The sequence below is a fragment of the Blautia sp. AM42-2 genome, assembly GCF_003480245.1.
Lineage (GTDB): Bacteria > Bacillota > Clostridia > Lachnospirales > Lachnospiraceae > Fusicatenibacter > Fusicatenibacter saccharivorans.
Genome location: NZ_QUIM01000001.1, coordinates 214,746 through 238,063, shown reverse-complemented (window position 1 = coordinate 238,063; position 23,318 = coordinate 214,746). Strand labels below are relative to the sequence as shown.

Sequence of the window (23,318 nt, the reverse complement as noted above, 5' to 3'; positions counted from 1 at the left end):
ATTCTCCTTTATCTTATTCTTTATTTTGTCACATCATTCCGGTAACGGTAATTCTGTGTTACGTTTCTTCTCTTGCAGTATACCGTTGTGTGAATTATATGTCAACCGTTTACATACCATATTTTTCAACAAATTTCCGGCTTCTTCTTTGTCTTTTTTGCTATTTTTCTGTCTATCGTTTACCGCAGGGCAGAAAAAAACTCCGCGGTTTCTTTTTTCCGCAGAGTTTTCTTTTCGTTTTTGTTTCACGCCGAATCGCGCACCACAAGGCTCACCGGCATGGTCGTCACATTCGGCACCATCTCTCCCTTTCTTCTCCGGTCGATATACGCAATGGAAAGCTCCGACATTTCCTCAATCGGCTGATGGATCGTCGTGATGGAAGGCGTGGTAATCCCGGCGATCACAGTGTCATCAAACCCGACAACTTTAATATCCTCCGGCACCCGTTTTCCCATGGCGTAAAGGCGCTGGAGTACCTGTGCGGCAATCAGGTCACTGCTTGCAAAAATGCCGTCCGTCTCCGGGTGCTCCAGAAGGCCCTTTTCAATATAGGATTCATAGTGCATGGAGCCGTAGCTTAAGCGGTCACTCAAAAGAACTTCCCCTTCAATCCCCCGCTCCCGGCAGACGCGCAGGAATCCATCCGCACGCCGGTCCGCCGGCATATCTCTTCCGACGATTCCGCCGAAATGAAGCAGATGGCAGCAGCCGCAGTCCGCAAGATGCGATGCTGCAAGCGCTCCTCCCTGCTCGTTGTCACACTGGATTGTAATGGCCTCCGTATTTTCCTCTCGCTCGAAATTGACGATCGGAATTTTCAGATCATGAAACTTTTCAATCTGCACATCGCGGCTTGCCATCACAACGCCGGTTACACGGTTGGAGATGAACATATCGAGATATTCGGTTTCTTTCTCCGGCTGATCTTTCGAGTTGCAGAGCAGAATCTTGTAGCCCCGCTTTGCCGCCGCGCTCTCGAGTGCACTGATCATTTTACTGAAAAACGGGTGCGAGATGTGCGGAACGATAACCCCGATCGTATTGGAATGCGCTTTTGCCAGGGAACGCGCCAGCTCATTCGGCTGGTAATTCATCTCCTGCATCGCCTGCGTTACTTTTTTTCTTGTCTCTTCACTGATGTATCCGCGGTTGTTGATCACGCGGGAAACCGTCGTCGCCGTAACGCCGGCGCGTGCCGCTATGTCCTTGATTGTCGCCATGTTTCTCTCCTCGTCATTTTCTAACTGTTTTTCACTTTCGCCCATTATAGCACAAAAAATCTGTTTTCGGTGATTTTTTTAAAAAAGGGAACGGCAGTCGCCGATTTCGATGTTCTGGTAAAAATAGCGGAGAATCTCCTCATACGATTTTCCCTGCTCTGCCAGATGTTTCGCACCGTTCTGTGACATGCCGACGCCGTGGCCGTAGCCGCCGCCGTAAAATGTAAAGGAGACAGCCGTTTCCCCTTCTTTTTCCGGAACCACGATAAAGCAGGCACTCGGAAGCAGCTCCATCTCACAGCTTACAGTTCCGTCATTTTTCTGAATCGGCCAGCCTTTCGCCGAGAGGAACTTTCGGATCTGATACTCTCCCTCGATTTCCATGGATCCTTTTTCTCCCTCGATACGGACGGTTTCTGCCGCACCTCCCTCTGACCGCCGCCGCACCTCAATCCCCGTGATCTCCCCGATTTTCTGATCCGCTGCCCGTTCTGACAGCACATCCGCCGGAATCGTCACCTGCCAGCGGTACCAGCCGTCCTCCACTTCCAGACTTGTGCTGTCCCTTTTGGTGATAAACGATGCAAACGCCTCCTCCGTCTCCGGTTCCTGCTTCTCCCCGCCTACCGTCACGCTCTTCAGATATTCTGCCGTCTCCGCCGTATTCCACACTTCATCCGTACTCGTCTTCCCGCAGGAGGTTGAGAAAAAATACGCCTGAATTGGTTCCCCGCCGCAGGTAATGATTTTTCCTTCTGTCTCCGCCACCGCAGCGTCTGTCTCCGGCTGCGCTTCCATATTGTGGTAGACCTGGCTTTCCACGCTGTCGTCTACATCCGCGTGGTAGTTCTCCCACGTTTTTTCACGAATCCTGGCACACGCATACGTTCTCGCACAGACCGCCTGTGCTTTTAATGCCTCCTTTTCATAGGAGGACGGCATCTCACTCGGCACGACATACCGAAGATACATTTCCAGATCAAGTTCATTTACAACGAGAAGTCCCTCTTCGCTTTTATAGATGACAAAACTTCCCGGATAAACCGTCTCGTCTTCCGGCTTTCCCGTCAGGGAAACCGCCGTTCCCGCCGTCTCATCGGCCGGCACCACATGCACAACTTCCCCGCATTCCTGTTCCGTCACACAGATCGTCTCCTGCGGGGAAGCTGTGTATGCGCCGTCGTTCATGGAAAGACTTGCGTTTCCACGCAGGGACACCTGTTTCTGTGCGTATCCCAGCTTTCCGCAGTCCGTCAGAAGGACACGGATCTGCACCGGTCCGGCTGCCGTTGTTTCTTTTTGTTCTTCCTTTTTACTGTTCAGAAAAGCCGCGTTTTCCTGTTCCATGTTCTGTATCGTCTCCTCCTGCTTTTTGCCTTCCATCGTCTCCGTCCTGCTTTCTGCTGTCGCTGTCTCTTCCGGCGCATCCAGACGGCGCTTCACAACAAACAATAACAGCAGCAGGAGAATCCCCACTCCTAACAGTATCAGTTCCAATGTATCATTTTTTCTCTTCATATCTCATTCTATGCACACGGCTTTTTGTCTGATTCCTTTTCTTTTTGCGATTTTTCCTTGACAAATACCGCCCTATGGTATATAGTATGGCTGTGTATAAATTTCATATCAACATCCAGAGTGCATCAAAAGAAGATCCGTCTTTTGGTGAGAGAGGGAATTCAGGTGAGATTCCTGGGCGATCCGGTCACTGTAATCAGGGAGTGAAGCATAACAAATCCATTGTATGTCCGCAACATATGAGAAGGAATGTGGAACGATGATCTGTAAGTCAGGAAACCTGCTCTGTATGCATAGGGTTGATGCTTCCGATGAAAGCTTCCATTCAAAGACTATTATGGGATATGGAATGTCTGAAAATTTTCGATTAGATTTTTAGAAACCTTCGAGCGAGATTTATGCATTGCATTAAACGGCCGGGTAAACCGTTTCAGATTCTGGTTTCGCCTGTTCTTTGTCAGGCGCCATCCTCCGCTTAAAGGTGTCTGCTATTCCGCTTGCAGGTTGATTCAGATGGCGAAGCGGTTACCCACCTCTGAAAAGAATATGACATAACTGGTAAGATTCTGTTGGATTCGAAAACAGGGTCTTTTCTTTTTCTGTTTTTTCAGAATTCGTTTTCTGCATATTTTCCCATAAAAAGGCTCCCCGCCTGCGCTCCTGTTTTCACAGGACGCTGCAGGAAGGGAGCTTTTTTATGCTGTTTCTATAGCAAGACCCGAAAATAATGCAAAAAAGGCAGTGCTGCAGAGCGCGAATTGCAAGGAACAGATTTGAAGGCGTACCGGGGTACGACGAAAATCTGTGACGCAGTAATTCACGCTCTGCGGTGCTGAATTTTTTGCATTATTTTCGAGGATTGCTATAAAATAGGATCTTAGAAAATGAATTTGTATACGGTTGTGGTGTCGTAAGTATCGCCTGCCTCGAGGATCGGTTTCTCCTCACCCTCCTGGTTGATGGCATTCGGCACATACTGAGATTCCAGGCAGAAGCCGTTGCGTTTGTCATAGAATACCCCATTCTTTCCGGTAACCGGAGCAATGAAATTTCCGGCGTAGAACTGAACGCATGGCAGATCCGTGAAGGCTTCCATGGTGATGCCGCTCTCTTTGCAGGATGCGACTGCCATCAGCTCAATGCTTCCCTCGACAGCCTTGTCCAGGATAAAGTTGTGGTCGTAGCCGCCGGTCAGTTTGAGCTGTTCGAAATCTGCTTCGATCTCTGCTCCGATTGCTTTCTCGCTGGTGAAATCCATCGGGGTTCCCTGTACCGGTGCATGCTCGCCGGTCGGGATGGATGCAGAATCGATCACCGGGCTGAACTGCTCCGCTTTTAAGACAAGTGTCTGGTTCTCAATAGATCCGGCATCGTGGCCTGCCAGGTTGAAGTAGCTGTGGTTTGTCATGTTGACAACGGTATCCTGATCGCAGCTTCCCTCATAGTGGATTTCTACGGCGTTCTCATCGGTCAGGGTATACGTAACGGACACTTCAAAGTTTCCCGGGAATCCCTGGTCTCCGTCCGGGCTCATCAGAACGAAGGTAACGGCGCTGTCATCCGCCTCTTCTACGTTCCAGAGGCGGTAATCGTATCCGTCCGGGCCGCTGTGCAGGTTGTTGTTGTTCTCATTTTTTGCCAGCTGGTATGTTTTTCCGTGCAGTTCAAATGCTGCTCCCGCGATACGGTTTCCGTTTCTTCCGATGGTGGCTCCAAAATGGCTTCCGTCGGTCTCATAGCCGGTTACGGAGTCAAATCCAAGGACAACGTCTCTCTTCTTTCCATCCTTATCCGGAACGAGAACCGATACCAGATGTGCGCCGTAATCGGTTACACTGATTTCCATTCCGTTTTTATTGGAGAGCGTGTAGAGCAATGCTTCTTTTCCGTCTTTTGTTGTTCCAAAACCCTGTTTTTTCATGTTCCTTCTCCTTTTGGTTGTATGTAACGTATAAAAGAGAACCATTTTCATGATTCTCTTTTTTCTCTTTTGTAACCCCGGAATGCCGTTTCCCATACTTTGACTCCTAGCAACGCAAGCTAGGTGGGTAGCCGCAGTCACCATTTCTGCCTTCCACTGACGTCTGTTTCCAGGGTGGCCTGACATCCACATGACAATAATAAGCCTCCCGTTTAAAGTAAATGTAGGTTCAAAATAATGAGATCATCGAACATTCCAGGAAGTTACATTTTTCTTCTTTTCTTTTCACAATTCGGATTATACGCTATTTTGGTTCGCTTTTCAAGTATTATTGCACAATTACTCAAAAATATTCGAACAGCTTTTGTATTAAATGATAATACACACCATTCCGCCCCGGCTGTCGTTGACAATTTTCTGCATGGAATCCTGGAGTTTTGCCTGGCCATCCTCGGTGATCTGGGCGATTTTGCTGCGGATGCCGTCGTCAACGAGCTGCTCGACGGATTTGCCGAAAATGTTGGTATTCCAGATTCCCTCCGGGCTCTTTGCGCTCTCTTTGATATAGGCGATCAGATCCTCCGCCTGCTGCTCACTTCCGACGATCGGCGCAATCTCCGTCTCGATGTTGGCCTTGATCATATGAATCGACGGGCTCACCGATTTAATTTTCACGCCGTATTTGTTTCCCTGATGGATCACGGCTGGCTCCTCCAGCTGAATCTCCTCCCTCCCCGGAATCACGACGCCGTAGCCGCATCCGCGCACCGCATGAATCGCGTCCTCTACCTTGCGGTACTCTTCCCGCTGTGCCGACAGCTCGCGGATCGTCTGCACCAGATCATACTCGCCTTTGATCTCCACGCCGGCAAGTACACTCAGCATTTCATAATAATACTGCTCTTTCACCTCAATCCGCACCTTCACCGTACCGCTCGCAAGATCCATCGACTGCAGCAGTGTCTGGCTGACATACTGACTGGCAATCGCTGTTTTTCCGCCCACTGCATCCTTCAGGCGCGTCTTTTCCCTGCACATCTCACGGATCTTCTGCAGCAGCTCTGCCTTCAGCGGATGGTCATCGGCAAGAAGCTCCACCCATTTTGGAATATAAAATTCCATCTGCTGAAGCGGGAACTCATACAGCACCTTTTCGAGCATATGCAGAATATCTTCTTTGCGGAGCTGGTCGCAGTTCACCGCCATCGCTGCCACGCCGAATTTTGTTTCAAGCTCCTTTACCTGCCGCTGTGTCTCCTCCCGGTACGGTTTTTTCGCATTCACAAGAATCAGGAAGGGCTTTCCCTGCTTTTTGAGCTCCGCAACGGTCCGTTCCTCCGCCTGCAGAAAATTCTCCCGCGGCAGCTCGCCGAACGATCCGTCGCACGTCACCATAAGACCGATCGTGGAATGTTCTGCGATCACCTTCTTCGTACCGATCTCCGCCGCCTCCCGGAACGGAATCGCCTGCTCGGACCACGGTGTTTTCACCATCCGCTCCTTCTCATTTTCCAGATTTCCCGCCGCGTCCGGCACCAGAAAGCCGACGCAGTCGATCAGTCGCAGCCGGATCGGATCGCCCTCCCCAAGCTGCAGCTCCACGGCGTCTTTCGGCACAAATTTCGGCTCCACCGTTGTGATCGTCTTTCCCTCCCCGCTTAAAGGCAGGGCATCCCGTACCTCCGCCTGTTCCTTTTCCGAAAGATACGGCAGTGCCAGCACCTCCAGGAAACGGCGGATCAGGGTGGACTTTCCCGTCCGTACAGGCCCCACCACTCCGATCAGGAACTGGCCCTTCGTTCGTTTCTGAATATCGCGGTATACTGAATATGCATCCATGCGCTATTGTCCCCCTTTTGATCTTTGTTGCTATGTACTGTTATATTCTATGAGCCGGCCCCCTCTCCTATCACCAAAACTGCACTGCCGCGCACGCAAAAAAGGCACCGCCGCCCTTTTTTCGGACGCACAGTGCCTTTTTTCTGTCACTTTCTTATCTTCAGCCTATGATCAGCTGTTTTTTCTCATGGCAGCCTCTACCACATGGCCGACCAGAACAGATGTGGTAACGGATCCTACGCCGCCTGGAACCGGTGTGATTGCCTCAACGATCGGCTCAGCTTTTGCGTATGCAACGTCTCCGCAGAGTTTTCCTTCTTCGTTTACGTTGATTCCGACATCAATAACGGTCTGGCCTGCACACAGGTAAGTATCATCTACAACACCTGCACGGCCTGCTGCTACGATCACGATATCTGCCTCTTTAACTACAGACGGCATGTCTTTCGTTCTGGTATGGCAGATGGTTACGGTTGCGTTTTTCTTTAACAGCATCATGGCTGCCGGTTTTCCTACAACGAGGCTGCGGCCTACGACAACGGCTTTTTTACCGGTGCAGTCGATGCCGTAGTGGTCGAGGATCTCCATGCAGGCCTGCGGAGTACATGGCGGGAAGCCCTGTTTTGTTCCGGCGAATACGCCTACCATGGAACCGTCTGTGATACCGTCTACGTCCTTCTCCGGGGAGAGTGCTTTGATGACTGCTGCCTCATCGAGATGTTTCGGAAGCGGACGGAAAATCAGAACGCCGTGGATGGAATCGTCTTTGTTTACTTTATCGATGGTAGCCATCAGCTCTTCCTGGGTAACGTCTGCCGGGAGAAGGAATTTCTCGTATGCAACGCCTAAGGTCTCACAGCGTTTGGTTGCTCCTCTTTCGTAGGAAAGGTCATCCTCTCTCTCTCCGACACGGATGATTCCGAGAGTCGGTTTTACTCCTTTTGCTTCCAGCTCTGCTACATTTGCTTTGATCTTCTCATTTAATGCTGCTGTTACTTCTTTTCCTAATAACTGTTTTGCCATTTTTTTATCCTCCGCTTTTCTTTTCGGTCAAAGAGAACTCCTTTTGCAACCCGCTTGCTGCCGGGAAGTTTCTCTGGCCGTTTGTTTTCAGGCTTTCAGTCTTCCCAGTACGTTCCGGAAAATCTCGTCTGCTTTTACGGTATAGACCGCAAGCATTTCATCACATTTTCGATTTAGTTCTTCTGCATATTCCCGGTTTTTCATAGATTTCGTGTTGATATATACATTCAGGGAAGCACCCTCTAAGGCTGCTTTGCAGAATGCTGCGCCAACACCTGCGTCACTGATCGCAAGTGCAGAACCTTTTGCTGCAAATTCTACGATCAGGTCGATTGCTTCGCAGCATTTTTCCATAATTTCCATTGGAACAGAGCAGGCATCCTTCAGCACAATCTCCATGACTCTTGCTTTTTCTGCCTTCTCCTCCTCTGTCTCGCGCGGCATGCCGTATGCTTTGGAGAGCGGTTCGAACACTTCTGCATCGCGCTCGATCAGGTGAAGCAGTTCGTCCTGAAGCGTGGTTGCTTTCGCCATCAGCTCTTTCATTTCCTCTTCGACATCCGCATATTTCTTTTTACCTACTGTCAGCGCACCAACCATGTTGCCAAGCGCTGTGCCGACAGCGCCAACCAGTGCAGAAGCTCCGCCGCCGCCCGGAACCGGTGCTTTGGAACCGAGCACGTCTACAAACTCATTGCAAGGTACTGTTGAAAATCCCATGTTATTTTCCTCCGCTTATTTTTTTCGATCCAGAAGCCATCCTGATGGCCTCAAACCATAACTATTTTGCAGCCAGAGCCTTCAGCATATCAATTGTGACATCTCCCACAACCGCCATATCCTCTCCCTGCGTAAATGCAGCCGGGAAATTGTCCGAAAAGAGGATCTGCGCGGACGGCGGAAACTCATCATCTCCTGCCCATAAAATCAGTCGTACAAAAAGCCCTTTCATAAACTCCAGCTCATATCCGACATCACCGGATGAAATCGCCTGAGCGCCGACACGTTCCATGATCTCACGGAATGCATCCAGCTTTCCGCCAAAGCCAAACGCAAGACGGAACAGGCATCTTCCCTGGAACTGTTTAAAATAAACTTCTCCCCACGGAATCTCCCGGTACGTCAAAAATTTTCCGGTAGACGGAGCAGCTCCGCCCTCTGTCAGATAACGCAATACCAAAATTTTTGCATTCGGTTTTTTCTCGAGTGGATACCAGCCAATTATCGGCGAAACGCTTCCATCATCTCCAATATGAAATACGTTGTACTCCGGCCACGAAATCCGGTAGGAAACACCCATCAGGGAAACGGTAAACTCCTGTTTTTCCGCATCATACGGAACGTCGCACCGGCTGGAAATCTCTTTTGGATCTGCATTCTGATACACTTCCAGATAATGCTCATACGGAATACGCTCTTTGCTGTCTTTTTCGTAATTTAAGTCTACTGCCATGTAAATCCAATTCCTCTCAAAAAGGTTCGCCACAATTCAAAGCAAAACCACATGTGTTTCACCTTGAATCGTAACAGAAAGTTCTGCTTCCGTTTTATGCTTCCACAGACGGGAACATCGTCGTGTCTGTGTGCGGCAGGAAGCACGCCGCTACAAATTCATCCATATAGGTTGGTACCGTAGAGAGTTCCAGATATGTCATGTTCCGGGCAACCTCATACGTTTTCTTCTCTGCTGCTGTCGATAAAAGCATTGAGTACGCACCGGTCAGGGAAGAGTTACCAATGTAATGGAATTTTTCCAGCGGAATATCCGGGAACATACCAATCGTGACGGCATTTTTCATGTTAATACCGCTTCCGATACCTCCCGCTACATATACTTCCTCGATCATGGATACATCCATGTCCAGATAGTTCAGCATCGTACGGATCGCTGAGAAAATCGCGCCCTTGGCACGGATAAAGTTGTCGATATCTACTTCTGTAATCTCAACGTCGCGGACGCTTCCGGCTTCCTCTTCAAATGCGATGACATAGCTTCCCATGCCATATTTGTCGTGGCGGATCCGTCTGCCTTCCCGGATAAATTTTCCCTTCGGATTAACCATTTTCGCACGGAACAGCGCTGCAATTACATCGATGATTCCGGAACCGCAAAGACCAATCGGCTTCGTTCCCTCATCTCCGATAACATGGTACGAAGGTTCCATCGTCTCCGGATCGATCGTACATTTTTCAATCGCACCGTCGGTCGCACGCATGCCACAGCTGATATCGCCGCCCTCAAAGGCCGGTCCGGCCGAGCAGGCACAGCTTACCATAAAATCAGAGTTTCCAAATGCAAGCTCGCCATTGGTACCAAGGTCAATAAAAAGACTCATCTCCGGCCGGTTCCAGATCATGCTGACCAACGCGCCGGCAGTAATATCTCCGCCCACATAGCTTCCGATGTTCGGTGCCAGAATGATATGGGCGTCCGGATGAATCGCAAGATTGACATCCGATGCAAACAGTGAGTTTGTCTTAAAGAAGGCCGGAATATACGGCTCCATCCGAAGCGGATCTGCATTGATGCCCATCATCAGATGCTCCATGGTAGTGTTTCCGGCAATCGCCGCACGGTAAATCTGCTGACTGCTGATTTTCGCTGCGCGGCACATGTTGGAAATCATCGGGTTTAAGGTTTCTTTGATGATTGCATTCTGCAGTCTTTCATGGCCTCCCGGTTTCTGGGATTCAATGATACGGTTGATAACATCCGCACCATACCGGATCTGTCCGTTTCCGGAAGAGGCTTTTGCCAGGATTTCTCCGCTTAGCATATCCACGATCAGTGCAGAAACTGTCGTTGTTCCAATGTCGACAACGAGACCACCGACAACTGCTTTTGCTTCCATTGGAAGCATATCGTATAAAAAGACGTCATTTGCCGTAACCCGGACGACACACTGTGCCTGAAAATGGGATTCCCGAAGGACATCCGGCATTTTTTTCAGTACAGAGTACGGAATCCGTACCCGGTCAAGCCCCGTCGCTGCCTGTACAGCCCAGGTTACTCTCTCGTTATCCGGCATCGTATCATCCAGAGTAGGCTCTTCCATTGAGATTGTAATCACCTGCATGCTGTTTTTCAATTCCAGGCCGGCGTCTGTAATTTTCTTTTTCGTATCTTCAAAAATTGCAATTTCACTCGGTGAACTAAGGTCTGCCACTTTCATGCGACTCCGGTAAGCGGATGCAATGTCCGGCACTTCCACTTCAACATCGCCTTTGACGGTGCTGACGCACGCCAGTCTCCAGCCATTCTGATATTCTTCCTCAGAAATATGGCGGGTTATTTTGGAATCCAGCTCACCGCTCACAAGACGAACGCGGCATTTACCGCACGATGCGTTTCCGGAACACGGTGCATCGATCGGCACATTGCTCTTCTGCGCTACTTCAAGAAGGCGCTCACCCTCGGTTGCGTAGGTGACTACCGGTTCTCCTTCTTCAAATCGAAAGGTTACTTTTGCCATAATCTGTAAATCCCCCAGTCGTATATATTCTCCGCTTTTTTTATTTTTCCGCTTTTAGATAGAAAAACCCCTGATGGTGCCTCAGGTTTTCGCAAACGCTGCGGCACCATCAAGGGAAAACCTGCGAGATTTAAAGATTAAAGCTCCAGATAAGAATCTGCATACAGAGTGTTGCCTTTGAATACGTCACAGGATTTAATGGTCTCCATCAGTCTCAGGTCATTCGGGTTAACGATGGCGCTGGTCAGACCCTGCATCATAGCCATAGCTACAAGTGCGGAATCCATGATCGGACGGATGTTTTTCGGCATACCGTTGGAGTTGTTGGAAAGTCCGCCGGTAGAATTCAGTCCCATATCGCTGAACATCTTGATGCACTCAAGAACTTCCATCTGTTTGTCCTGCATTCCTTTTACAACCAGAAACAACGGGTCAAACCACAGATCGGTCGGCTCCATACCATGCTCCATACCTCTTTCCAGAAGGGTCTGGCAGTACATCATACGCTCGTCGTTGTCTTTTGCAATTCCTTCGCCGTTGCAAAGTGCAATAACGATTGCATCGTTTGCAGCCGCAAGGTCAACGTACTCGATTCTTCCTGCAGCATCTGCAGAGTTTACGATCGGTTTTCCTTTGGAACGGTTGTATACAGAGATACCAGCCTCAATTGCTTTTTTGTTGGATGTATCCAGAGCCAGCGGAACATTGTCAAAATTGCTCTGCAGCAGCTCAACAGCCCATTTCATGATGTCTTCTCCATCATTCTCAGCCGGTCCGATGTTTACATCAAGGTAAACGGCACCAGCATCCAGCTGCTGTTTTGCTCTCTTTAAAATTGGCTCTTCATCTCTTGCTGCGAATGCTTTGTTTACAGTAGGAGCTGTAACAGAAAGTCTTTCGCCGATGGTTACAAATTTTGCCATATCTCTTCTCCTTTTCTTTTGGGAATCCCCCATAATTATTTTTTCACGGGAGAAACTTCCGGATACCGGAGTTCCTCCCGGATTTTTTATGTATTACAGTTCTCCGTTTGCCTGCAGATCTTTCATGAATTTCACAAGCTGAACTGCCTCAAGCGGAGCAACGATTACTTCCCATCCAGGAAGTTTGGACTCAATGTCGCCCTTTAATACGGCTACTTTACCAGGAATGATAACTTTTCTGGATTTTACTTTATCTTCTACATTCTCTTTGAAGAATTTGGAGATAGAGTTACCGGAGAATTTACCTGCTGCCCAGGAAGTCAGTACGGAAAGTCCGCCGGCATCGTTGATTACAAGGTTAACCGGAACTCCGGATCTCTCGAGCTCTCCGGATACCAGGAAATAGGTCAGAGCAAAGTCTACTGTGGTCAGGCAGATCGAATTTTCATCTGCGCCGTTCAGCGGGTAGATGCCCGGCTCTACTTTCATCGGTTTCTGCGGATCGGTAAATACGTTCTGGCGAAGTCCGAATACCGGAAGTGCCTCTGCGTATCCCATCTCCTCAAGAACGATGATGGAACCATATTTCATGGTGAACAGGGAAAGCAGTGCCTGCTGCATATATCTGTCGCCCTGTGCGATTTTTGCCAGATTTACAATAGACGGATAACCGAAGGTACGGTCTGTATCCTTTAAGGATGCACGTCTTACCTGTACGGTAGTAGCGAAGGTCTCTTTGATGGTCGCTTCTGTGGTATCAAGAACAAGGTTCTTGTTGCCGAGTTTCTCGATTGCTTCTACGGTGTCGTGAAGCTCATCAATGTTTGCGCCACTTACGCCGAGAACAACGCCTGCCTCTGTGGCAAGTTTGCTCATCTCTTCATAGTTGGATGCATTCGCACCATTCAGGATCGGTTTGCCTGCTTTGCATACTTCCAGAGCAGCTTTTGCAGCGTCTGCGTCCTCACAGCCAAGTACCAGAACTTTTCCGGTTGCTGCTGCTTTCGTTACAAGAGATACGTATTTGTCTACGCCATTTCCGGCATAGTTTACATACAGCATCTCTGCGCACATACGCTCACCGATACGGTCGTAATCAACTTTTTTGTCTTCTTCCAGTTTTGCATCGATCTCTTCGTCAGACATGCAGCTGCAGAGAGATACCGCATAACGGGTTTTGCTTACAAATGTTTTCTCATGACGATAGAGGACCGTCTCTCCGCCAAGAGTGTACTCACTGTCGCCGGTTCCGACTTTGATCGTCTTCATTGGCGGTGCGGTAGCTTCGGAAAGCTGTGCCATAGCGTCGTCAGACATATATGGGCACGCTGAAATATCCATAGCGCCCTGTGCAACCTTCATGGAGAATGCCATACAGGTCGGACATCCGCACTCCTTACAGTTTTTCTTTGGGGTCATTTTAAAAATCTGAATACCTGATAATGCCATAATTCTTTATCCTCCTAATCTCTTCCTTACGTACTGATTACATCAGTTCCTGAATCATTTTGGAAATGGTTGCAACAGACTGTGGATGTTTGAGGATAACTGCATCAGAACCAGAAGCCAGAGATGCGGCTGCTGTCTGAATCTCCATAGAGACTCCTCGTACTTCCTGACTTCCCCATTCCGGAGATTCCTCTTCTGTTGCCATTGCCTCTTTTACATTCCATGTCTCAGAAGCGATTGGAGTAATAATTGGCATCTGCAGCATTTTATCGTCCTGGGATAATGCTGCTGCTTTGATACGGTCCAGTGTAGATACTACGTACTCATATCCGTATCCGACTGCTGCAGAACCTACGTTCATAACAATGCTGTCTGCGCTGACACCAAGCTGGGTCATAACAACATTCAGCTGTTTTGCAAGGTTGATATCTACAGCGGACTCAGCGCCGACTTTCTGGTTGTATGCCAGACCTGCGGCTGCACCAACTGCCTTGTAATCTTCTTCTCTTGCGGACATAACAAGAACGTTTCTTCCCTGCAGTACCTCTGCTACCTTGGTCAGCAGTTCAGAATCCTTCTCAACGTTTTTACATCCTTCTACAACAAGCGGCACGTCAACGGCATCAGCAACCTCTTTGACTGTCTCAATGAGCTCTTCTACCGATTTGTTTAGACCGTTCGGGTCTCCGCCTGCCAGACGAAGGCATAGGAAATCTGCACCTTCCATAGCTGCTGCTTTTTTTGCAATCTCGCCCATGGTAGCTGCACCTTCATAGTATGCTTTTACGCTTTCCGGTTCTCCTTCCATACCAAGGTCTGTGATTTCAACGCCGACCTTCGGTCCGTTTTTGATTTCACCGTCGAAAGCATAAAATGGTAATACATTTTCTCCGCCAAGAGTTACGGTTTTGTCTCCGCTGCCGATTACAACGGATTTAATTGCTGCATTAAACTTTTGTGGTTTGCGATTAAACGGCATAAAAAAAGCCTCCTTAAAAATAAAATTCCATACAGGCATATCTCCATGATTCCGCTTCATGGACACACCTGTTATTATTTTAACGTTTTTTCCCGGAGAATGCAAGATTTACCAGGATATTTTCCAAGATTTTCTGACAAAAAGTATCCGTTTTCTTTTCGTCAGCCGTTTTTTCCCAGAAAATCACTTTACAGCTGCCGGCATGTGCCGGAAAGGGCTTCCTCCTCCGCTTTGGAATCCCCTCCCAAGCCATGCCGGTCTGCTTATTCTTTCACAGGATAAGCCTGTAAAATACGAATTACATCATTGGATCCATGCCAAGTGCCGGATGACCTTTCTCGGTCAGGAATGCAACCAGTGTCTCCGGATCTTCTGCGATGGTCTCGTCACCGATCATATCGGTAAAGTTGTCGATACCGTACAGCTCTTTTGCTGTTTCATTCAGTTTCTCTGCAACCTGCTCTTTCAGCTCTTTCGGCATCCATACGATACGAGCAACGCCGCCTTCTGCTTTCATAAATTTCTTGGAAGCGATAAAGTGTTTGCCGTGTCCCATGAATCCAGGAGTCTGAACACCGCCGCCTGTCATGGAAGCCAGCTCGGAGAAAGTCATTCCCAGAGGAGTCATGCCTGCGTACTCACGGTTTGCGATGCAGACACCGTTGGAGAACGGCTCGATACCACAGATACACTCGAAGCATCCGCAGGATGTCATTGGTTTTTCCATGATGGAGTACAGAGATACATCATCAAGAGCACCCTGGGAAAGTTTACGAACAGCCTCGTTAACATCCTCGTACTCACCGATTCTCTCATCGATCACTTTTTCTTTTGTGATAACCTGGCAAGGTCCGTTCGGATCCAGCTCGTTGGTAGCTTTTGCATCCAGCCATGAAACAGCACCGCAAAGTCCGAGACGCTCTGGTGTAACAACACATACATGGCTCGGGGAGAATGCCTGGCACATGATACAGCTGTAGTATACCGGTACGGATTCATCTGTCATGGTAGACAGACGCTCGTCACGTTTGTCGAATACCGGGATTGCAATTTCGTGACGGATCTTGGTACAGTCTTCCGGATTGGTGTAGATCTTAACCTGACATTTGTCAACAACAGCCTCGAACTCGTTCTTCACCTGTGCGTACAGAACTTCTCCGAAGTGTTTTGCACGGAAGCCTGCGTTGAAAGCTTCTTTGCTGACACGGATACGGATCATATCACGCTGTCCGGTATGCATCACACCTTCGATGCAGTTCAGGTAGCTGTGGAATTTACGCTCAAATACAGGCTCGAAATCCGGCTGCATGCTCTTTCCGGCAACCTCAACAACGTATGCAATGCTGTGCTTGGAACCTACTTCGAACTCGTCGATGTCCGGTCCGATCAGCTCGATCTTGTGATCTTCTACTTCGGAAGCATCTTTTGTCTGAACCAGCTCGCAGCAGTCTACGCGGGAACCGTCAAACTCAACCTGCATATCACCACGGCGGATGATTTCACCCTCGAATGCAGATGCGAATGCAACCGGGATATCAATGTTGGTGATTTTGATCTTGATATCGCGTGCTTCCAGAGAAGTTGCGTTGAATTTGGAAACGTCCTTCTGGATAATAAGGCTCTTCGGAATAGCCGGAACGTCTTTGTCATCGTTTGTGATAACCGGAAAGCCAAGTGCAATTGCACCAGCGCCGCATGCAACGATCACATCATCCAGAGGAGCAAAAGCATTTACGAATGCCGGTACACGTTCTTTGGTGTAGGTCATCAGTGCGCCTGCATCGCCTGCAGTTACGTTACCGAAGATCAGGGCCGCACGGATTGCTACGGATACAACATGAATAACAGATGTTACGTCTTTTCCAAGCGGAATAACACGTACGTTTGCACCGGTCTTGTATCCTAATTCCTGACACTGATCGATGATTCCGCCAACCAGTGTTACAAGAATACCCTGTGCCTGATAGCTCTTAACCAGATCCACGCCTTCCTGTGCAGTCGGAGCGCTTCCAAGGATAACAGCTACGCCCGGGATATCGCCTGTTACAAGCGGCACACCAAGCTCACGGATGATGGCATCGCTTAAATGGCCGTAGCACGGCTCATCATATGGTTTTGCACCGTCGATGTATTTAATTGCCTCGATGAACTCTGCGCAGAGTGCAGTTGCAACACCAGACATAAATACATCATTCAGCTGATTTTCTCTTGTCATCAGAGATTTTACCACTCCAAGAGCCTCTTTCATCTCTTTTAAGTTGGTAACCTTTACTCCTGTTACAGCATAGTAACACGGAAGTGCGTAAGCAGTGTCCGGGAAGCTGACTGCTTTTTCCTCTCCGTTTGCTGCGATTGCGGCGTCAACGGCAGCTTCGGTAAGACCGTATACTGCATCATTTCCGCCAAATACTCTCTCGAATAATGTCATGTGTTTTTCCTCCTATCACACTTTTTCCATGCCAGGCATGTTTGACTTATCGATTTTTGTTTTTATTTTCCGTATCTCTTCTACTGCAACCGCGCTGTAATCATATGGAGACGAACCTTCCCTGTCCGCTTCCATAATTTCCGGGTTGTAGTGGACCATGCCCAGAAGATCCTCCGGGGGGATACGGTCCTGTATGAATGCCTCATCTTTTTCGTCGCGTACTTTGTTTGCCACGACATGAACCTGATGAACGCCAAGCTCTTCGGCCAGACGTTTGACATTCTTATAGGTCTGAATACTTCTTGCACCCGGCTCGATGACTACGATGAACATATCCATGCCCTCCGTCGTTCCTCTTCCCAGATGCTCAAGGCCTGCTTCCATGTCGAGGATGACAACATCCCCTCTGTGAAGAACCAGGCTGTTGATGATTCTCCGCAGCATCACATGCTCCGGGCAGACACAGCCGCTTCCGGCCGTCTCCACGGTGCCAAGCGTTAGGAGTTTGACTCCATTGTACTCTTTGCTGTATTTATCGGGGATATCACTTACTCTCGGATTTATCTTGTAAAACCGGTTGTCTGCACTTGCCTCGGTGCGCTCTTCGATCAGTTTTCTCATTTTGGTAATCGGAACGATCGAATCGAGGATTTCTTCCGGAAATCCAAGCGCAAGGCCCAGATTGGCATCCGGATCGACATCTGCAGCCAGAACCGGATGGCCTTCTTCTGCATAAAGTCTTGCAAGGGTCGCTGCGATGGTTGTTTTTCCTACGCCACCCTTTCCAGTTACTGCTATTTTCATTTTACACCTTTTCACTTCAAAAAGGGCGGTCTCTTTTTACGTCAGGGACCGCCCTGTCCTTTTTATACGCCGAGTGCGGCACGTTTCTCTTCGATTCGTGCGAGCATTGCATCGCCCAGCTTGTCGATGTCTTTTTCTACTGTGTAAGCTGCCTCAACCCAGTCGCGGACACCGTTGGTCAGGAGTCCTGTTACCTCAGTGGATCCGGATACGTACGGCTCTACGCCAAGGTAAGTATCGATACCGGTTGCTACAACATAGTTTCCGATGGAAACTGCTTTCTCAGACATCCACTCCGGAGCACATCCGACAACCGGAAGCTGGGAAATATTGACATTACCGATTTTGGCAAGTTCTGCTACAAGAACCATCATACGGGAGATATCAACGCAGGATCCCATGTGGAGTACCGGCGGGATATCAGCCAGCTCGCAGACACGTTTCAGACCTGCACCGCAGAGATCTTTAGCACGTTTGTCCATCAGACCTGCTCTTGCTGCTGCCTGTGCAGAGCATCCGGAAGCAACGATGATAACGTCGTGCGCGATCAGCTTCTTCATCAGCTCGATGTGAGCGGTGTCCGGACGGACTTTCGGGTTGTTGCATCCTACCATGGCAACTGCACCGCGGATAACGCCGGATGCCACACACTGCCACAGCGGCATCAGAGTTCCGGTCTGGTCAACCTGGGAATTGGTTACTTTATCCAGAGTCTTGATGATGGACTCAAAAGAGTATCCAACGGTTGCTTTCTGCTTCATATGCGGGATATGTACCAGCTCCGGTTTCCGGTTTTTAAAGTTTTCAATTGCCATTTTTACGATGGCTTTTGCATTCTCACCTGCTGTTTTTGCGTTGAAACGAATGTATTCTGCATCCGGCATCTGCGCAATCGGGCTGGTGGTAACGAATTTAGTATGGAAACATTTGCTTAAAGGTCCAAGGGCCGGGAAAATACACTGTACGTCAACAACGATGGCCTCGCAGGCACCGGTCAGTACCACGTTTTCCTGCTGCAGGAAGTTACCTGCCATCGGCACGCCGCGGCGCATTGCTACTTCATTGGAAGTACAGCAGACACCTGCCACGTTGATTCCCTTTGCTCCCATTTCTTTTGCATATGCGATCATCTCCGGATCGTCTGCGTATTCGCAGATCATCTCGGAAAGTGACGGATCATGGCCATGAACGATGATATTTACTTCATCTTCTTTCATAACACCAAGGTTTGCCTCGGTTTCGATCGGCTTTGGAGTTCCGAACAGTACGTCAGAGAACTCGGTACCCATCATGGAGCCGCCCCATCCATCGGAAAGTCCGGAACGAAGGGACTGGCGAACGAGTGCTTCCGGAAGGGAAGAACATCCCATATGAGTCATATGAAGAGAACATGCAACCTCACGGTCAATCGCACGCGGTGCGATTTCTTCTCTCTCCCAGATTTCCTGTGTGTGCTGCGGAGCACGTTTCAGGAATCTCTGTGTTCCAAACGGTTTACCATACTCTAAAAGAGCCAGCTCGGACATCTCATGTGCCAGATCGTAAATATCTTTTCCTTCTGTCTCTACGCCCCACTCTTTTGCGATACGGATCAGTTTCTCCGGATCTTTTACTTTGTAGTTTCCGTTTGGATCAGCCTCATGCAGTGTGTGGCAGATCTCACGGCCATGATCGGAATGTGTTGCGGAACCGCCTGCTGTAAAGCGCAGGAAGTTACGTCCTACAATACCGTGTACATCGCATCCGCAGATTCCTCTCGGTGCCTTTGGTGTAATACGGCAAGGTCCCATCGTACAGATACGGCAGCAGGTTCCCTGCTCACCGAATTTACAGTGTGGGGTCTGGTTTTTTACACGAAACTGCCATGCGTCAGCGCCAACCTTTGCACCATTTTCCAGGAGCTCATTCGTGGCCTGTTCGAATTCTTCTACGCTTGTTAATTTGAATTCGCTCATCTTGTCCTCCTCAAGATTGTATTTTAATATTTTTATGGTAAAAACATCCTCCCATGGGGGATATTTTACTTTTGAAATATCCCTCCGTCTGCAGCGTGTACAAAGCGGAGGGCAGATTCTCTGTTTTTATAAATCAAGGTTTTCTACGATTTTCTTTAATGCCGCGCGTACCGGAGAGTCTTCCGGCAGACGTACGGTTGGTTTTCCGTCACAGTCATATTCATAAACCTGATCATCGTGCGGAACAACGCCAAGGAGAGTTAATCCCTGTTTTTCAATCTCCTCACGGGTTCCCTCATTTAACACGCCATTCGGCGCACGGTTTACGATCAGTCCTACCTGCTTCGGCTTCATATCGCATTCTTTGATCAGCTCCGCGATTCTCGCAGCGGCCTGTACTCCTCTTCTTGAGCAGTCACTGACCAAAATAGCTGTATCCATTCCCGGAAGTATACCACGGCTGATATGCTCCATGCCTGCCTCGTTATCCACAACCATGAAGGGGTAATTCGGATACAGCTTTGCAAGCTGATTCTGCAGAAGTCCATTGACGAAGCAGTAGCAGCCTTTTCCCTGTGTTCTTCCCATCACAAGCAGGTCAAAATCATCTTCTTCAGTCAGAGCGCCTGCAAATTTAAATTCCGCATAATCTGCCTTGCTCATACCTGCCGGAATCGGGTTTTTGGATGCCATCTCTGCACGGGCAATCTCCTCCCGGATATCTCCAAGGGTAGCTTCTACTTCTACACCGAGTACCTCATTCAGGTTTGAGTTTGCGTCCGCATCAACTGCAAGAACAGGACCTTTTCCTGACTCGCAGAGATACTGGATCAGCAAGCCGCATAATGTTGTTTTTCCAACGCCGCCTTTTCCGGCGACAGCTATTACGTGTGCCATAAAAATCGGATGCCTCCCAAATTCAAGTAATTAATTCATTAAACCAGTGTGCAAAGGCCGGATCTGTCGATGATTTCAGATACGTCTTTCCATTTATTCAGTGCATACAGATGAATTCCATTGACACCAAGTGCACGGTATGCATCAATCTGTTTTACGGTATATTCGATACCCTCTTCTTTGAACTCTGCAACTTTCTTGTCGTAGAATACGTCGAACGGTTTGCCCTCTGCATCTTTTGCTGCAAATGGGTTCGGGAACAGCCAGTGTCTGGAGATCATTCTGGAAAGCTCTCTGTCCATAACACAGCCGTTTCTGGAAAGTGCCATGTTGATGGTAGCTGCCTGATCCAGGATCGGCATAACTCCAACGTCTACCGGCATGGTGATTCCTGCTTTACGGATTGCATCGAGCCAGTATTTGAACTGCTCCATATCCCAGCAGAGCTGTGTCATGATGTAGTCAGCTCCGTTGTCCTGTTTCTGTTTCAGAACTGCGATATCAGACTCCAGACTTCTGCAGGAGATGTGGCCTTCCGGTGAACCTGCAACAGCGATTTCAAATTTGTCGCCGTAGGTATCACGTACGAATTTTACAAGATCCGTAGCGTAGTCAAAGTCACCGCAGGTTGTGGTCTCGCCAAGCGGAATATCACCGCGCAGTGCCAGCATGTGGTCTACGCCGTCAGCCAGATACTGATCCAGCTGTTCTTTAATTCCTTCTTTTGTGTTTTTGATAACGGTGAAATGAGTAACCGGTGTAGTCCCGGCATTTTTGATCATCTGACATACTTCACGGTTTGCTCCGACGTTGCCGCCGCCTGCTCCGTATGTACAGGAAATGTAAGACGGGTTATATTTCATCAGGTGGTCGATGGTACCCGGCAGATTCTGCAGTCCCTTCTCTGTCTTTGGCGGGAACAGCTCAAAAGACAGAAGGGTCTTGTTTTTCATCTCTTCTGAAAGTTTCATAATTCAATTTACCTCCGCTTTAATATGATATATTCCTATTCTAAGTCCCGGTTCGCCTGTTCTGTTTGTTCCGATTCGCAGACCCCGGGGTCTTAAAACCGCTTTTATAGAATAACTGGTTCCGTCAACCAATTATCATTCACAGTCCAGCTCTACGATGCTGTTTGCAAGATCTACCATTTTGATCTTACCCTGCAGTCTGATCTCTTCGCCCAGGATGTCACGGATGAGAACGTATTCTCCATCGACATCGATGCGGCTTACGTTTTTACAGACAACTGTGTTTTCCGGATTTTTGTATACCGTTGCAAGGCACATAGCTTACGCCTCCTCTACTTAACTTCTTTCAAATGCTCTTTTACAAGCGTCAGTGCAAGGGACAGGCGCATATTGCCTTTCTGGAAATCGGATACTCCCTCCCTGATCTGTTTTGCGGCGTCCGCCATTCCGGCTTTTTCCAGTTTGTCGGCCATCTCGTCGAGTTCTGCTGCGTGATGTTCATTGTGCTGCAGCATATAGGTTAAAAGGGCAAGATTCTCGTCCTTGCATTTTTCTTCGGAACCGCATGCATTGCAGGCATGTCCGCAGTCTTCTCCCTCGTGATGATGGTCATGGTGATGATGGTGCTCGTCGTGAGCTCCGTGCGGAATGGGATTTCCATTCTCGTCATATAATAAATGCATAATATGGCCTCCTCTGTCCCCGTTTTTCTGCTCTGCCGTCCGTTTCGTCCGCTTTTGTTTTCCTGAAACATCCTGCAGATTGTACAGGGAATGATAAATAAATATCAATTCAAGTTTATTATACTCTATTTCATGCACAAAATCAATACAGCCTCCACAAAATTTCTGTACAATTCGCCGTACAGGCCGTCCTGGCATCCTTCTTTTTTCTTGCGTGGCTTGTTATTTTTTTTCATTTCCCGATTGTGTTAAACTTTTTTAATATATTTGGTCTGATTTCTTTAAATTTTCATGTTATACTAAACATAATTATGAGAGAAATACGGCAGAATCTTTTTTTGATTCAAGATACGGAGGGTTTTTATGGCACTTTCTATTCCAACCATCACATTGAACGACGGCAGAGCGATGCCGCTTCTGGGGCTTGGCACTTACAAATCGACAGAAAAAGAGGTAGAAAAAGCAATTGTCACCGCGGCAAAATACGGCTACCGTCTGATCGATACCGCCTCCTCCTATAAAAACGAGGACAGCATCGGCCGCGGGATCCGCGCAAGCGGGATTCCGCGGGAAAATTTTTTTATTACCACAAAGGTATGGAATACCGCGCAGCGGGTCGGTGATATCGAAGGTGCCTTCAACCGCAGCCTCGACCGTCTCCGTCTCGACTACGTTGATCTTTACCTGATTCACTGGCCGGTGCCGGGCTGCTACCCGGAGACGTGGCGCGCACTCGAAAAAATCCGCGAATCCGGGCGTGCAAAATCGATCGGCGTCAGCAACTTCGAGGAGCTGCACCTTACCGCCCTCTTTGAATTTTCCGGCGTCATCCCGGCCGTCAACCAGATCGAATGCCATCCGCTCTGGAACCGGAAACCGCTCATCGCTTTCTGCCGTTCACATGGAATCGCCGTTCAAGCGTATGCGCCGCTCGCAAGAGGTCTTTATCTGAATCGTGAGATTATGCAGCAGCTGGCAGAAAAGTATGTACGCACTGAAGCTCAGATCGGCCTCCGCTACCTCATCCAGCAGGGCATCAGTGTCATCCCGAAATCGACACATCCGGACCGCATTTTTGCCAACGCGGATGTCTTCGACTTCGAACTTTCTGAAGCCGACATGGCGCTCATCGACACGATGGACGAACAGCTCCGCTCCGCTTCCATACCGGATGACCTGCTGTAACTGCGGATTCACAGAAAAAGCAGCACAGAAAATCTGTTTCTTTCCGT

The 23,318-nt window shown here is 48.8% G+C and carries 19 protein-coding genes, 1 other RNA gene and 1 riboswitch; of the genes, 1 reads left to right on the top strand and 19 read right to left on the bottom strand.

Features of this window, described 5'->3' with window-relative positions:
- Positions 1-245: 245 nt before the first annotated feature.
- The 19 genes from DW915_RS01180 to DW915_RS01090 all read right to left on the bottom strand — a co-directional run bounded on the left by DW915_RS01180 (position 246) and on the right by DW915_RS01090 (position 22,086).
- Positions 246-1,223 carry a LacI family DNA-binding transcriptional regulator gene (locus DW915_RS01180; protein ID WP_022461831.1) on the bottom strand — a complete coding sequence of 326 codons (978 nt, stop codon included), beginning with the start codon at positions 1,221-1,223 and terminating at the stop codon, positions 246-248.
- A gap of 78 nt (positions 1,224-1,301) precedes the next feature.
- A complete protein-coding gene (locus DW915_RS01175) occupies positions 1,302-2,741 on the bottom strand; it encodes a SpoIID/LytB domain-containing protein (RefSeq protein WP_118741415.1) in 1,440 nt (479 codons plus the stop codon).
- A 101-nt stretch (positions 2,742-2,842) separates the two neighbouring features.
- Positions 2,843-3,043, top strand: a riboswitch (cobalamin riboswitch).
- Positions 3,044-3,618: 575 nt separating this feature from the next.
- Positions 3,619-4,662, bottom strand: a complete 1,044-nt coding sequence (locus tag DW915_RS01170; RefSeq protein WP_055218365.1) for an aldose epimerase family protein — start codon at positions 4,660-4,662, stop codon at positions 3,619-3,621.
- Between the two features lie 70 nt (positions 4,663-4,732).
- Positions 4,733-4,927, bottom strand: a non-coding RNA gene (gene ssrS, locus DW915_RS01165) — 6S RNA.
- Positions 4,928-5,031: 104 nt separating this feature from the next.
- Positions 5,032-6,501 (bottom strand): stage IV sporulation protein A, encoded by a 1,470-nt coding sequence (spoIVA, locus tag DW915_RS01160; RefSeq protein WP_022461834.1) that lies wholly within the window; start codon positions 6,499-6,501, stop codon positions 5,032-5,034.
- 171 nt (positions 6,502-6,672) lie between these two features.
- Positions 6,673-7,524: a bifunctional 5,10-methylenetetrahydrofolate dehydrogenase/5,10-methenyltetrahydrofolate cyclohydrolase gene (locus DW915_RS01155; RefSeq protein ID WP_117509041.1), complete on the bottom strand. Its 852-nt coding sequence runs from the start codon at positions 7,522-7,524 to the stop codon at positions 6,673-6,675.
- 87 nt (positions 7,525-7,611) lie between these two features.
- Entirely contained in the window at positions 7,612-8,244 is a 633-nt protein-coding gene (locus DW915_RS01150; RefSeq protein ID WP_117509042.1) for a cyclodeaminase/cyclohydrolase family protein, read from the bottom strand.
- Positions 8,245-8,305: 61 nt separating this feature from the next.
- Entirely contained in the window at positions 8,306-8,977 is a 672-nt protein-coding gene (locus tag DW915_RS01145; protein WP_055226447.1) for a DUF3786 domain-containing protein, read from the bottom strand.
- A 94-nt stretch (positions 8,978-9,071) separates the two neighbouring features.
- The gene (gene acsV, locus DW915_RS01140) at positions 9,072-10,997 is read right to left on the bottom strand and encodes a corrinoid activation/regeneration protein AcsV (protein WP_118741414.1); all 1,926 of its coding nucleotides are present in this window, start codon (positions 10,995-10,997) and stop codon (positions 9,072-9,074) included.
- Positions 10,998-11,134: 137 nt separating this feature from the next.
- A complete protein-coding gene (gene acsE / locus DW915_RS01135; protein ID WP_022462424.1) occupies positions 11,135-11,920 on the bottom strand; it encodes a carbon monoxide dehydrogenase/acetyl-CoA synthase methytransferase subunit in 786 nt (261 codons plus the stop codon).
- 93 nt (positions 11,921-12,013) lie between these two features.
- A complete protein-coding gene (gene acsC, locus DW915_RS01130) occupies positions 12,014-13,369 on the bottom strand; it encodes an acetyl-CoA decarbonylase/synthase complex subunit gamma (RefSeq protein ID WP_022462425.1) in 1,356 nt (451 codons plus the stop codon).
- A gap of 37 nt (positions 13,370-13,406) precedes the next feature.
- Positions 13,407-14,348: an acetyl-CoA decarbonylase/synthase complex subunit delta gene (gene acsD, locus DW915_RS01125; protein ID WP_118741413.1), complete on the bottom strand. Its 942-nt coding sequence runs from the start codon at positions 14,346-14,348 to the stop codon at positions 13,407-13,409.
- 298 nt (positions 14,349-14,646) lie between these two features.
- Positions 14,647-16,776 (bottom strand): acetyl-CoA decarbonylase/synthase complex subunit alpha/beta, encoded by a 2,130-nt coding sequence (gene acsB, locus DW915_RS01120; protein WP_055218118.1) that lies wholly within the window; start codon positions 16,774-16,776, stop codon positions 14,647-14,649.
- Between the two features lie 15 nt (positions 16,777-16,791).
- A complete protein-coding gene (locus DW915_RS01115) occupies positions 16,792-17,580 on the bottom strand; it encodes an ATP-binding protein (RefSeq protein WP_118741412.1) in 789 nt (262 codons plus the stop codon).
- A gap of 62 nt (positions 17,581-17,642) precedes the next feature.
- Positions 17,643-19,535 (bottom strand): anaerobic carbon-monoxide dehydrogenase catalytic subunit, encoded by a 1,893-nt coding sequence (cooS, locus tag DW915_RS01110; RefSeq protein WP_117760360.1) that lies wholly within the window; start codon positions 19,533-19,535, stop codon positions 17,643-17,645.
- 126 nt (positions 19,536-19,661) lie between these two features.
- Positions 19,662-20,432 (bottom strand): ATP-binding protein, encoded by a 771-nt coding sequence (locus DW915_RS01105; RefSeq protein ID WP_022462430.1) that lies wholly within the window; start codon positions 20,430-20,432, stop codon positions 19,662-19,664.
- 38 nt (positions 20,433-20,470) lie between these two features.
- Entirely contained in the window at positions 20,471-21,403 is a 933-nt protein-coding gene (locus DW915_RS01100) for a methylenetetrahydrofolate reductase (RefSeq protein WP_022462431.1), read from the bottom strand.
- Positions 21,404-21,538: 135 nt separating this feature from the next.
- Positions 21,539-21,721, bottom strand: a complete 183-nt coding sequence (locus DW915_RS01095; RefSeq protein WP_117509049.1) for a CooT family nickel-binding protein — start codon at positions 21,719-21,721, stop codon at positions 21,539-21,541.
- A 14-nt stretch (positions 21,722-21,735) separates the two neighbouring features.
- The gene (locus tag DW915_RS01090) at positions 21,736-22,086 is read right to left on the bottom strand and encodes a hypothetical protein (protein ID WP_055218122.1); all 351 of its coding nucleotides are present in this window, start codon (positions 22,084-22,086) and stop codon (positions 21,736-21,738) included.
- Between the two features lie 363 nt (positions 22,087-22,449).
- On the opposite strand from DW915_RS01090, the gene DW915_RS01085 reads away from it, so the two are divergent.
- Positions 22,450-23,271, top strand: coding sequence for an aldo/keto reductase (locus tag DW915_RS01085; RefSeq protein WP_118741411.1), 822 nt, complete (start codon positions 22,450-22,452; stop codon positions 23,269-23,271).
- Positions 23,272-23,318: the final 47 nt, after the last annotated feature.

What these genes read in the sequence shown, in the direction of transcription:
- DW915_RS01180 (WP_022461831.1), bottom strand. Translation starts at nt 1,223, where the DNA reads ATGGCGACAATCAAGGACATAGCGGCACGCGCCGGCGTTACGGCGACG.
- DW915_RS01175 (WP_118741415.1), bottom strand. Translation starts at nt 2,741, where the DNA reads ATGAAGAGAAAAAATGATACATTGGAACTGATACTGTTAGGAGTGGGG.
- DW915_RS01170 (WP_055218365.1), bottom strand. Translation starts at nt 4,662, where the DNA reads ATGAAAAAACAGGGTTTTGGAACAACAAAAGACGGAAAAGAAGCATTG.
- spoIVA (WP_022461834.1), bottom strand. Translation starts at nt 6,501, where the DNA reads ATGGATGCATATTCAGTATACCGCGATATTCAGAAACGAACGAAGGGC.
- DW915_RS01155 (WP_117509041.1), bottom strand. Translation starts at nt 7,524, where the DNA reads ATGGCAAAACAGTTATTAGGAAAAGAAGTAACAGCAGCATTAAATGAG.
- DW915_RS01150 (WP_117509042.1), bottom strand. Translation starts at nt 8,244, where the DNA reads ATGGGATTTTCAACAGTACCTTGCAATGAGTTTGTAGACGTGCTCGGT.
- DW915_RS01145 (WP_055226447.1), bottom strand. Translation starts at nt 8,977, where the DNA reads ATGGCAGTAGACTTAAATTACGAAAAAGACAGCAAAGAGCGTATTCCG.
- acsV (WP_118741414.1), bottom strand. Translation starts at nt 10,997, where the DNA reads ATGGCAAAAGTAACCTTTCGATTTGAAGAAGGAGAACCGGTAGTCACC.
- acsE (WP_022462424.1), bottom strand. Translation starts at nt 11,920, where the DNA reads ATGGCAAAATTTGTAACCATCGGCGAAAGACTTTCTGTTACAGCTCCT.
- acsC (WP_022462425.1), bottom strand. Translation starts at nt 13,369, where the DNA reads ATGGCATTATCAGGTATTCAGATTTTTAAAATGACCCCAAAGAAAAAC.
- acsD (WP_118741413.1), bottom strand. Translation starts at nt 14,348, where the DNA reads ATGCCGTTTAATCGCAAACCACAAAAGTTTAATGCAGCAATTAAATCC.
- acsB (WP_055218118.1), bottom strand. Translation starts at nt 16,776, where the DNA reads ATGACATTATTCGAGAGAGTATTTGGCGGAAATGATGCAGTATACGGT.
- DW915_RS01115 (WP_118741412.1), bottom strand. Translation starts at nt 17,580, where the DNA reads ATGAAAATAGCAGTAACTGGAAAGGGTGGCGTAGGAAAAACAACCATC.
- cooS (WP_117760360.1), bottom strand. Translation starts at nt 19,535, where the DNA reads ATGAGCGAATTCAAATTAACAAGCGTAGAAGAATTCGAACAGGCCACG.
- DW915_RS01105 (WP_022462430.1), bottom strand. Translation starts at nt 20,432, where the DNA reads ATGGCACACGTAATAGCTGTCGCCGGAAAAGGCGGCGTTGGAAAAACA.
- DW915_RS01100 (WP_022462431.1), bottom strand. Translation starts at nt 21,403, where the DNA reads ATGAAACTTTCAGAAGAGATGAAAAACAAGACCCTTCTGTCTTTTGAG.
- DW915_RS01095 (WP_117509049.1), bottom strand. Translation starts at nt 21,721, where the DNA reads ATGTGCCTTGCAACGGTATACAAAAATCCGGAAAACACAGTTGTCTGT.
- DW915_RS01090 (WP_055218122.1), bottom strand. Translation starts at nt 22,086, where the DNA reads ATGCATTTATTATATGACGAGAATGGAAATCCCATTCCGCACGGAGCT.
- DW915_RS01085 (WP_118741411.1), top strand. Translation starts at nt 22,450, where the DNA reads ATGGCACTTTCTATTCCAACCATCACATTGAACGACGGCAGAGCGATG.